Raw genomic sequence first — 11,448 nt, 5'->3', positions numbered from 1 at the left:
CGGGGGAGCAAGTCGAACTCAGAGCTTCCAGCGGAGGCCGAAGTTGGCGCTCCAGCCATATTCCTCGACCTGGCCGAGACGGTTGCCCTGGTTGGCGCCGGGACTCTTGAGGAAGACGCGGAAGGGCTCGTCGGTGAGGTTCAGCACCTCGCCGTAGAGCTCCCATTTCTTGGTGAGCTTGTAGCGGGCGGTGAGGTCGAGCTGCTTGAAATCGTCCACGTAGAGGTCCTGCCAGGCTTCGCCGCCGAGCGGCTCGTCCTCGCGCAGACGCTCGGTGCGGAAATTCAGCGCGAGGCGCAGGAAGAGGCCGGCCTTCTCGTAGGTGAGGGCGAGATTACCGGTGCGGTCGCTCTGACCGATGAACGGCACGTCCTCGCCGGGACGCGTCGGGTAGGTCGCCTCGCTGTCGAGGAAGGTGATGTTGGCCATCACACCGAGGCCGTCGAGGGGCGCGGGCAGGAAACGGAGCTGCTGCTGGTAGGCCAGCTCGACGCCCGTGATCGAGCCGTCGGAGCCGTTGGCGTAGGTCGTCAGGTCGTAGCTGTCGCCGGCGATGACGACGGGCGTCGGGTCCTCGTATTCGTAGGAGAAGTTCTCGATCTGCTTGCGGAATACGGCCGCAGAGACGACGCCGAGCGAGGGCAGGTAGTATTCGACCGAGGCATCCCAGTTCACGGCCTCGAGGGCCTTGAGGTTGGGATTGCCGCGGGTGATCTCGAGGTCGTCGCTGTTCACGAGCGAGCGGAAGGCGCTGTCGCCGAACGAGGGCCGCGCGAGGGAGTTGGACCACGAGGCGCGGAGCACCAGGTTCTTGTCCACGTCGTAGCGGAAGTGGACCCCGGGGAGCACATTCGTGTAGCTGCGGCCGGCGCTGCGGCGCGTGGCCACCTCGTTGACGAGATCAAGCTCGTTGCCGGTGGTCTCGAATTCCGTGCGCTCAACGCGCACGCCGCCGAGCACATTGAGCCGGCCAAAGGAGGTGCCGCCCATGACGTAGCCAGAGAGCACGTCCTCCTGGATCTCAAAGTCCTCAAACTCGCTGTCCTCGAACAGCCGGACGCCGGTGAAGGCGCTGCGGTTCGAGTAGAACGCCTCCTTCACCGCCGCCGTACTGATGCGCGGCACGCGCAGGTAGGGATAGTCGCTGGCCGGCTCGGCGAGGTTTACGAAGGTGAACGTGGCCGGAGCGGAGGTCAGCTCATAGACCTCGCCCTCGGCTTCCTTCTCCTTGTTGCGGAACAGCGCGCCGAACTTCACCCAGGCCGGGCTGCCGGTGAAATCGTAGCGGGCGTTGAAACCGAGGTCGGTCTCGGTCTCGCTGCCGGTCTCGTTGGCGAGGTCCACGCGCTGGAAGTTGTAGGATGACGGTTCGAAGAAGCTCGCGCCGGCGAGCTGCGTTACGCTGAGCGTGTAGGGACCATTGGCGTCGTAACGGATGGAGGCGTCGCGGGTGTTGCGGCGGAAGCGGGCGGTCAGCTCGTCGGGACGGCGCTCGTCGCCCTTGGTGTAACCGGCCTGCACGTCGAACTTCCAGGCGCCGGCCTGCTTCTCCATGCCGGCGGTGAGCGTTGAGACTTCCTGGTCCTTTTCGCGGATGCGGAGGCGACGGCCGTAGCGGCGCAGCGCCGTATAGGTCGCCGAGTCAGCCGTGACCGAGGCGGTGTTCAGGGTGCCCTCGGTGAAGTCGAAGATCGTGAGGTGGCGGCTCTCGGTGTCGGTGAAACGGTTGTGGCCGCCGTGGACGTAGAACACCGTGCCGGTGTCGGGGCGGGCCTCGAAGGCCGCAGTCACGCCGTAGCGCTCGCGGTTGATCACGTAGTCGCGAAACTCCAGCGCCTCGGGCGTGTAGAACGGCGTGCCGTTGTCGGAGGGCGACACCCACGCGCCGCCGGTCTCGTAATTGTGGGAGCCGAACTTGCGCTCCTGCCAGGTCGGGGCGATCAGGAAACCGTATTGCTGGTCCGAACCGAAGCGCTGCGAGACGTAGCCGTTGAACTTGCTGCTGTATTCGCCGCTCTGGTCGGCGAACTGGCCTTGGGCACTGAAGCTCGCCGCGAGGCCGTCATTTTCAAAAGGGCTCTTCGTCTTGATGTTCACCTGGCCGCCGAGACCCTCGCCGTCCATGTCGGGCGTCGGGACCTTGGTGACCTCGATCGCCGCGAGCGCATCGGCGGGAATCACGTCGAGTGGTGTGGCGCGCTCGCCGAGATCGGCGCCGGCGAAGGAGCCGCCGTTCACCTTGACCGAGGTGAAGTTGTAGTTGAGCCCGCGCAGCACGATGTAGCGGCCCTCGCCCTGGTCGCGGTAGAGCGAGATGCCGGGAATGCGCTGGATTGCCTCGGCGGCGTTCTGGTCGGGAAAGTTGCCGATCTCGTCGGAAGCGACGATGTTCGTGAGCGTCGCGGCGGCGCGCTGCTGGTTGATAGCGCGGGCCGTGCCGACCGCGGCGCCCTCGATCACGAGCTTGTCCAGCTCGACCGTCTCGCTGTTGAAGGCGACGTTGAGCCGGGTGGCGCCGTTGACCTCGACACTGCGGGCCACGCCGGGATAGCCGACGTAGTTCACCTCGACGCTGTAGCTGCCCGGGGGCACGCCGGCGAGGGAGTAGTCGCCCGCCGTGCCGGTGTAGGTCTCCAGGTCGGTGCCGGCCAGCGTCACACGGGCGCCCGCGAGAGCGAGCCCCGTTGAGGCGTCGGTCACCCGGCCGCCAAGCGAGCCGGCCGACTGGGCGGACAACGAAGCGCCGATCAGGGCGAGCGCCACACACGCGGCGCGCAGGAACAGGGAAAAGGCGGGCAGACCCGCACGTGGATTCTTGGTTTGCATAAGTCGGCCGCGACCCTGCACGCGCGCAAAATCCGCGGTCAACGCGCGACCGCGTCCGTCGCGGGATCTTAACCCGTGCGAAACACGGCCGTCACAAAGCGGGGTTGGTGCGTTGCCAGATGGATTGTCCTCTTCTTGTAGGGTCGCTGCTTGCGGCGACCTCGTGCGATAGGTCGGCGCAAGCACCGACCCTACAGTGCAAAGTTCCGCCAACCCACCGCCGCCACAGTTGCCAAACCCCATTCGCGCTGCCTTGCTCGCCGCCATGCCCCTCACCAAAGCCGAGATCACGCGCCTGCGCTCGCTGCAGGAGAAGAAGCACCGCGAGGAACTCGGCCTCTTCGTGGTCGAGGGCGAGAAGGTCGTGGCCGAGCTGCTCGGGGCGAAGTTTCCGCTCGTGGACATCTACGCCACGCCCGCTTGGACCGGTGCGCGCACAGTGGACATCACCGCCGCCGAGATGGACCGGCTCAGCCACTATCCCACCCCGTCCAGTGTGCTCGCCGTGGGCAAGATCACGCGGGCCCCGCTCGCCGCCGGCGCGCTCGACCACGGCCTCACGCTCGCCCTCGACGGCATTCAGGACCCCGGCAACGTCGGCACGCTCCTCCGCATCGCCGACTGGTTCGCCTGCGCCCGCGTGCTGCTTTCGCCTGACTGCGCCGACCTGTTTTCCCAGAAGGTCGTCAACGCCAGCATGGGCTCCTTCGCCCGCGTGAAAACCCACACCGTTCCGCTGGCCGAAGCCCTGGCCAGCGTGACGGTGCCTGTCCTCGGCTGCGATCTCCAGGGCGAAGACGTCCATGCGCTGAAGCCGCTCAAGGACGCCATCATCGTCATCGGCAGCGAGGGCCGCGGCCTCTCCGACGCCGTGGCCGCACGCCTGACCGGCCGGATTACGATTCCCAAATACGGCGGCGCCGAGTCCCTCAACGCCGCCATCGCCGCCGCCATTGTCTGCGACAACCTGCGGCGGGCGGGTGGCGGCTGATTTCCTGCAGTTCATCGCGACGGGATTGCCCGCCCCGCGGGGTTAAGCCAGCCTGCACCCATGCAAACTACCCCAATCCACTCACCCCAGCCTGTCATCATGAGTGAAGCGAAGGATCCAGTAACACTTCCGCCCTCCTCTGGATTCTTCTCCCGCGGCCGCGGGATCAGAATGACAGGTTACGTGGGTTTGCTGTTGTTCGCATTCGCCTCGGTCTTCGCGGCCGAATCTCCGCCCCCCGCCGACCTCTTCGCCTACGACAAGACCGCCCCGCTCAACGTGCAGGAAGCCGGACGCGAGACACGGGGCGCCGCGCTCGTGCGCGACCTCACCTTCACGCCCGCCGGCAAACCGGTGAAGGCCTATCTCGTTTCGCCCGCCACCGGCTCGGGCCCACACGCGGCCATCCTCTACGTCCACTGGCTCGGCGATCCGAAGACGACCAACCGCACGCAGTTCCTCGACGAGGCCGTGACGCTCGCCGGCCGCGGCGTGGTGTCGCTGCTCGTCGAAGGCATGTGGGCCGAGCCGGGCTGGTATAAGAACCGTATCCCCGAGGAAGACTATGCCCACGCCATCCGCCAGGTCATCGAGCTCCGTCGCGCCATGGATCTGCTCCTCGCGCAACCAGGCATTGATCCCACGCGCGTCGCCCTGGTTGGACACGACTTCGGCGCGATGTATGGCATGATGGCCGAGGCGCTCGACCGCCGGGCCAAGACCTGCGTCTTCATGGCCCCCACGCCGCACTTCGTGGACTGGTTCCTTTTCCGCCAGCAGCCCAAGGACCTCGAAAGCTACAAGGCGCAGCTCGCCACCATCGATCCCGTCCTCTTCGTCGGCAAACTCGCTCCCGCCCCGGTGTTCTTCCAGTTCGCAAGCCGCGATTTCTACGTCACCGCCGAGGAAGCCGCCGAGTTCTACGCCGCCGCCGGCCCGCGCAAGCAGATGGCCACCTACGACGCCGACCACGGCCTCCACCCGCCCGAAGTCGCCGCCGACCGCGTGGCTTGGTTGGTGCGCGAGTTGGGACTGAAGTGATTTGAACTTGAGGGCAACCGCAACGGTCGCGCGCTTGGCCATATCAGTCCCACCACAAGTAAAGCGTGTTTGTCCGGCGCATCTCATGCGCCAGTGCCTCAACGGTTCCCGTGCCCTGATCCACGATATCGGGACAGAATGCGTATACTTCCTTGGCAAAGACCTTCCAATCTTCCGGCTGGCGTGAGAATTTCGCTTCCAGCCAGTCTTGCCCAGCACCGACCAGCAAAAGACCGTATCGCTTGGTCAACTCTCGGTAGCGAGCAATCACTTGGGCGTGATCGATATCGTAATTCACACCGTCGGTCCGGACAACCGCCAGATACGCGTAGGGGTCGCTGGTCTTCATGATCGCAACCCTGTCAGGCCCATGGCCGAATGCCTGCTCGTTGAGGTAGGCTGAGTAGGATGAGCCCGCCAAAACACGGCGCACCGCAATGAGCACCGTATGCCCTTCGTTCGGCTTGGTCAGCAAGACTACGCCGGCAGCAGGAACTCGCTGGAAGTCCACTGAACGCCCCATCAGGCGCTCAAGCGAGCTGCCGAGCGCCTTGACCGAATTCATTGCGACCGGATCGAAGCCTAGACCCTTTACCAGCACCTCCTCGTCCGAGGAAAGGGAAGCTCGGCCATTGGCGCAGGTAACGAACAGCAGCAAGAGAGCAAAGTGATGTCGAAATACTCTAGCCGAAGCTTTAATTAAGAAAGGTTGCTCAAACATAACTCATCAATTCTTCGACAGGGGGAAGCCGCTATTTCGCTTTGGCGATCCAAGCCCGCACGTTCTCCTCGAGAAGGCTCATCGGCAGGGCGCCGTTTTTCAGCACGAGGTCGTGGTAGGCGCGGAGGTCGAATTTCGCGCCGAGCTCCCGCTTCGCGAGCTCGCGCAGCTCGATGATCTTGATCATGCCGATCTTGTAGCCCGTGGCCTGGCCGGGCCACACGATGTAGCGGTTGGTCTCGGCGAGCGTCTCGACGGCGGAGGCGGCCGTGTTGGCGCCGAAATAGTCCAGCACCTGCTGGCGCGTCCACTTCTTGGCATGAATTCCCGTGTCCACCACCAGCCGCACGGCGCGCAGCAGCTCGTCGGAAAGCCGGCCGAAGTCCTGATACGGATCCTGATAGAAGCCGAACTCCTTGGGGAAATACTCCGCGTAGAGCGCCCAGCCCTCGCCATAGGCGTTGTAGCCGCCGAAGCGCCGGAATTTGGGCATGTTTTCCAGCTCCTGCGAAATCGCGTTCTGCATGTGATGGCCGGGAATGGCCTCGTGGTGGGCCAGCGTCTCCAGCTCCCAGATGGGCAGGCCGCGCATGTCGTGCGTGTTGACGTAGTAGATGCCGGGACGCGAGCCATCGGCCGAGGGCTGGTTGTAGAACGCCGCGGCCGAGCCCTTCTCGCGGAACGGCTCGACCCGCTTCACGATCAGGCCGGCCTTGGGCTTCACGCCGAAGAACTCGTCGAGCCGTGCGGTCATGGTCGCGATGGCGGCCTCGGCGCGCTTAACATAGGCCGTGCGCCCCTCCTCGGTGCTCGGGTAGCTGAACTGTGGGTCATCCCGCATGAACTTCAGGAACGCGGCGAGGTCGCCCTTGAATCCGGTCTTCCGCGCAATTTCCATCATGCCGGCGTGGATGCGCGCGACCTCGCGCAGGCCGAGCTCGTGCACCTCGTCGGCGCCGAGTGCGGTGGTCGTGTGGTTGCGTAGCATGAAATTGTAGTAATCACGGCCCTCGGGCAGCTTCCACACGCCGTCGTCGTCGGTGGCGACCCTGGCCTGCGCCTCGAAGAGCGCGATAAGCTTTTCGTAGGCGGGCCGGACCGAGCCGAGCAGCGCCGCCCGCGCGTCGGTGACCAGCTGCGCCTTAGTCGCCTCGTCGGCGTCCTTGAGGGCGGCGACCTTGCCCTCGATATCCCCGAGCAGGGCGCTCTTCTTTTCGCCGGCCTCGAAGGGGGCGCCGCTGATGATCTCGCGGCATGACTCGATGAGCAGAGGATAGACGAACTTCGGCGGCTGGATGCCGCGCGCAGCCTGGGCCTCGGCGCGGACGATGAGCTGGTCGAACATTCCGGGCAGCGCGCGCAGGCGGGTGATGTAGGCGCGAGCGTCGGCCGTATTAGCAACCTCGTGAAAGTTGATCAGGAAGGCCGCCGCGTCGGTGTGCTGGCCACCCATCTGGGTGAAGACGTAGTCGTGGTTGCGCCACTTCCAGCCCTCGATGGTCTGCTCCGCCTGCGCGACAAAGAGCCGGTAGCTCATCTTCGTCTGCTCATCCAGCAGGTCGAAGTTGACCGTGCTCTTCAACGCGGCGAGTTCGCGCACGGTGATGGCGAACTCGGCCAACCGGTTGGCTTCGGAGAAGTCATCCCACTTGTCGTGGTCCTTCTTGATTCCGAGGTAGCCCTGCGAGATCGGACTGCGGTCCACGCTTTCGTCGAACACGCGGTCGAAAAACGCGTTGGCCTTGGCCGACTCGGCGGCGATGCGCTCGGCCATGACGGCGTCCTTCGTGATGGCGGACGAGGCCGCAAGGTTGAGGGTGAAAGCCGCAGCCAGGGCCGCGCCGGTGAGCAAGGAACGGAATTTCATTTGCAGCGGAGTGTGGCCAGCCGCCGCCCTGCGGCAAGCCCGGTGCGACGAGCGGCGGAAAGACTGGAGGGCCGGTCTCCCGACCGGCCGCGCTTTGCTGGAGGGCGGAGCGAAGAAAGGCGGAGCGAGCAATACACCGGCAAACGTTCATCCTCCCACACCCCGCCCTGCGGGCACCCCTCTCCAGAGGGGATCTGGTCAGACGGCGGTTTGGGTCCCCTCTGGAGAGGGGTGGCGCGAAGCGACGGGGTGTGGTGAATTTTGCGGACGCGACCTAACCATACTTCACACCCACGCCCGCCAGCCACCGGTCCAGCAGGCGCGCCGTGCCGAGGGTGTCGGCGTGCGTGGCCAGCGGGACTTCACGAGCGCCGCGCCAGAGGGCCTCGGCAAAGGCGTCGGCCTCGTAGGCGTAGAGCCCCACGCCCGGGCTGCGGATGATGATTTCCTCGGGTGACGCGTCGCGGCGGTGGAGGATGATTTTTTCCTCCTGCCCGAGCAGGCCGGGGACAAAGGGCTGCGGCACGTCGACCCAGCCGGCCGTGCCGTGCAGCTGCACGGAGTTGTCATTGAGCACGGTCGCGCCACAGGACAGCTCGGCGAGGATGTCGCCGGGAAACTTTGCGACGGCCGTCGCAAAGTCATCGGTGCCGACCTCCGCCCGCAGGCGACCGGTGCCGTGGAACTCAAGCGGCTCCACGAAATCCTTGCCCTGGACCGCTCCGGCGATGTGGCGCGAGAAGGTGATCGGGTAGCAGCCGAGATCGAGGATCGTGCCGCCACCGAGCGCCTTCTTGAACATCCGGTGCTCGGGGTTGAAATCCATCAGCACATTGAACGAGGCCCGGATCAGCCGCAGTTCGCCGAGCGCGCCGCTGCGCACCAGTTCGACCACCTTCCGCGTCTGCGGGTGGAAGCGATACATGTAGGCCTCCATCAAGAGCACGTCGTGCCGCTTCGCCGCCGCGAGCACGCGCTCGGTGTCGGCGATGCTGAGCGTGAGCGGCTTCTCGCAGAGGATGTGCTTGCCCGCCTGCGCCGCCTTGATGGCCCACTCCGCGTGCCACGGGTGCGGCGTGCCGATATAGACGGCCTCGATCGCGGGGTCCGCCAGCAGCGCCTCGTAGCTGCCGTGGGCGTTGGCCCCGCCGAAGTCGGCGGCGAACTTCTGCGCGTCGGCCAGGTTGCGCGCGCCGACGGCGACAAATCGCCCCGTTTGCGACTGGAGCAGATCGGTGACAAACTTCCGCGCGATCCAGCCCGTGGTGAGGATGCCCCAGTTTAGCCTCTTCGACATCGGGGCACTGAAACGACGGCTGCACCAAACGCCAAATCCCAAAGCGCCAAACTCCAAATAAATCACAAAATCGAATTTCGATGTTACCCTTTGGAGTTTCTTTGGCGTCTGGACCTTTGGCCTTTGCGGTTTTTTGCCCCCATCTCCGCGAATTCGCGGTTGCACGCCGCGCCGCACGCATTGCACTCGGCGGCTTCCCTTTCTCCGTTCATGGATTCTCCCAACCCCGAACACGTCATCCGCCTCGCCGAGGAGCTGAAGCTCAAGGTCCACCAGGTCGCCGCGACCGCCCAGTTGCTGAAGGAGGGTGCGACCGTGCCCTTCATCTCGCGCTACCGCAAGGAAGCCACCGGCGAACTCGACGAGGTGCAGGTGACCGCCATCCGCGACCGCCTTGAGCAGATGGCCCAGGTGGACGAACGCCGCACTGCCATCGTGGCCTCGCTCAAGGAGCGCAACCTGCTCACCGACGCCCTGTCCAACGCCCTCGCGCTGGCCGACACGCTCACCAAGCTCGAGGACATCTACCTGCCCTACCGCCCGAAGAAACGCACGCGCGCCACCATCGCGAAGGAGAAAGGCCTCGAACCGCTCGCCGAGCTGCTCTGGGCGCAGGACCCGGCCACCGACGCCTTGGCCGCCGCGCAGGCCTACGTGGGCAAGGAGTTCACCCTCGACGACGGCAAGAGCACCAAGGGCAAGATAGAGAACGCCGAAGAAGCCTTCGCCGGCGCCCGCGACATCCTCGCCGAGCGCATCAGCGACGACGCCACCGCCCGCGAGAAGCTGCGCGTCGTTTACCGCGCGCAAGCGACCGTCTCCTCCAAGGTGCTTTACGGCAAGGACACCGATCCCGAGGCCGCGAAGTTCAAGGACTACTTCGACTGGTCCGAACCGCTCGCCAAGGCCCCGTCGCACCGCGTGCTCGCCATGCGCCGCGGCGAAAAGGAAGGGTTCCTCATCATGCGCATCACGCTGGCCGACGAACTCACCGCCCTCGCCGAGGTCGAGACGCTCTTCGTGAAGAACAAGTCGTCCTGCGGCGAACAGGTGCGCCTCGCCACCGCCGACGCCTGCAAGCGCCTGCTCGCGCCCGCCATCGAGACGGAGATGCGCATCGAGTCGAAGAAGCGCGCCGACGAGGCCGCGATCAAGGTCTTCACCGACAACCTCCGCGAGCTGCTCCTTTCCGCCCCTCTCGGGCAGAAGGCCGTCATGGCCATCGACCCGGGCTTCCGCACCGGCTGCAAGACCGTGCTGCTCGACCGCCAGGGCAAGCTCCTGCACAACGACGTCGTCTTCCCCGACCGCCATGCCGAGGAGGCCAAGGAGAAGCTGCTCGGCTTTGTGAAGTTCTTCAACGTCGAGGCCGTCGCCATCGGCAACGGCACGGCGGGCCGAGAGACCGAGGCCTTCGTGCGCGCGCTCGGCCTGCCGCCGCATATCCCGGTCGTCATGGTCAACGAGTCCGGCGCGTCCATTTACTCCGCGAGCGACGTCGCGCGCGAGGAGTTCCCCGACCACGACCTCACCGTCCGCGGCGCCGTTTCCATCGGCCGGCGCCTCATGGACCCGCTCGCCGAGCTCGTGAAGCTCGACCCGAAGTCCATCGGCGTCGGCCAATACCAGCACGACGTGGACCAGCCCGCGCTCAAGCGCTCGCTTGATGACACCGTCATCAGCTCCGTGAACGGCGTCGGCGTCGAGCTCAACACCGCCTCGAAGCAGCTCCTTAGCTATGTCTCCGGGCTCAACGCCACGACCGCCGCCGCGATCGTCGCGCGCCGCAACGAGAAGGGCGCGTTCAAGACGCGTGCCGAGCTGCTCGACGTGCCGCGCCTCGGACCCAAGGCCTTCGAGCAGGCCGCCGGCTTCCTCCGCATCCGCGACGCCGCCCACCCGCTCGATGGCTCCGCCGTGCACCCCGAACGCTACGCGCTCGTCGAGCAGATGGCTGCCGACCTCGGCACGAGCGTCGCCGAACTCATGCGCGAGGAGAAGCTGCGCAAACAGATCAAACTGGAGAAATACGTCACGACCGACGTCGGTCTGCCCACGCTCAAGGACATCATGGCCGAGCTGGCCAAGCCCGGCCGCGACCCGCGCCAGAAGTTCGAGGCCTTCAGTTTCCAGGAGGGCGTGAACAAGCCGGAGGACCTGAAACCCGGCATGAAGCTCCCCGGCATCGTGACGAACGTCACGGCCTTCGGCGCCTTCGTGGACATTGGTGTCCACCAAGACGGCCTCGTCCATGTCTCTCAGCTCGCCGACAATTTCGTGAAGGATCCCGCCGAGGTCGTGAAGCCGCAGCAGAAGGTGATGGTCACCGTCACCGAGGTGGACCTCGCGCGGAAGCGCATCGCCCTCTCGATGCGCAGCAAGCCGGTGCTCGGTCCGAAGGCACCGCTGGGCCAAGGTGGACCGGGCGCTCCGCGCCCGGTCAGCGGCGTGCGCAGCGCGCCGCCCGTCACTCGCCCACCCGCCGCCCCCCAGTCGCTCAACAACGACTGGTTCACCGCCGCGCTGAACAAGAAGAAGTAGGACGGAACGATCTTTTTGCAGGGCGGGGTCTCCGACGGAGGCTTGGCGGAGCTGGCGAAGCAACCCCGCCTTCATCGAGGGCAACATCGTGCCCGAGGCGGGATTTGAAAATCCCGCCCTACAACGATCCGCACTGCAACAAGCGCGCCTGATTTTGCACATTC

General features: G+C 65.7%; 7 protein-coding genes. 3 read left to right on the top strand and 4 right to left on the bottom strand.

All coding sequences use genetic code 11. The annotated features are described in order from the left end of the window. Nucleotides 1-18: 18 nt before the first annotated feature. Nucleotides 19-2,826: a TonB-dependent receptor gene (locus tag ESB00_RS02565; protein WP_164975993.1), complete on the bottom strand. Its 2,808-nt coding sequence runs from the start codon at nucleotides 2,824-2,826 to the stop codon at nucleotides 19-21. Nucleotides 2,827-3,091: 265 nt separating this feature from the next. Here ESB00_RS02565 and ESB00_RS02560 point away from each other — a divergent pair, with 265 nt between their 5' ends. Further along, nucleotides 3,092-3,817 (top strand): TrmH family RNA methyltransferase, encoded by a 726-nt coding sequence (locus ESB00_RS02560; protein WP_129046162.1) that lies wholly within the window; start codon nucleotides 3,092-3,094, stop codon nucleotides 3,815-3,817. 171 nt (nucleotides 3,818-3,988) lie between these two features. After that, nucleotides 3,989-4,858, top strand: a complete 870-nt coding sequence (locus ESB00_RS02555) for an alpha/beta hydrolase family protein (RefSeq protein ID WP_129046161.1) — start codon at nucleotides 3,989-3,991, stop codon at nucleotides 4,856-4,858. A 43-nt stretch (nucleotides 4,859-4,901) separates the two neighbouring features. On the opposite strand, the gene ESB00_RS02550 is transcribed toward ESB00_RS02555, so the two are convergent. The 3 genes from ESB00_RS02550 to ESB00_RS02540 all read right to left on the bottom strand — a co-directional run bounded on the left by ESB00_RS02550 (nucleotide 4,902) and on the right by ESB00_RS02540 (nucleotide 8,743). After that, nucleotides 4,902-5,516, bottom strand: a complete 615-nt coding sequence (locus ESB00_RS02550) for a DUF4253 domain-containing protein (RefSeq protein ID WP_164975992.1) — start codon at nucleotides 5,514-5,516, stop codon at nucleotides 4,902-4,904. Between the two features lie 94 nt (nucleotides 5,517-5,610). After that, complete coding sequence (locus ESB00_RS02545; protein WP_129046159.1) at nucleotides 5,611-7,446, bottom strand: DUF885 domain-containing protein; 1,836 nt, start codon at nucleotides 7,444-7,446, stop codon at nucleotides 5,611-5,613. Between the two features lie 274 nt (nucleotides 7,447-7,720). Next, nucleotides 7,721-8,743 carry a Gfo/Idh/MocA family protein gene (locus tag ESB00_RS02540; RefSeq protein WP_129046158.1) on the bottom strand — a complete coding sequence of 341 codons (1,023 nt, stop codon included), beginning with the start codon at nucleotides 8,741-8,743 and terminating at the stop codon, nucleotides 7,721-7,723. A gap of 210 nt (nucleotides 8,744-8,953) precedes the next feature. On the opposite strand from ESB00_RS02540, the gene ESB00_RS02535 reads away from it, so the two are divergent. Further along, the gene (locus ESB00_RS02535) at nucleotides 8,954-11,284 is read left to right on the top strand and encodes a Tex family protein (RefSeq protein WP_129046157.1); all 2,331 of its coding nucleotides are present in this window, start codon (nucleotides 8,954-8,956) and stop codon (nucleotides 11,282-11,284) included. Nucleotides 11,285-11,448 lie beyond the last annotated feature (164 nt).

Source organism: Oleiharenicola lentus (assembly GCF_004118375.1).
In the GTDB taxonomy this organism is placed as follows: domain Bacteria; phylum Verrucomicrobiota; class Verrucomicrobiia; order Opitutales; family Opitutaceae; genus Lacunisphaera; species Lacunisphaera lenta.
Note: the sequence above shows the minus strand (reverse complement) of the source record. Positions and strands in the feature narration are given on the sequence as shown.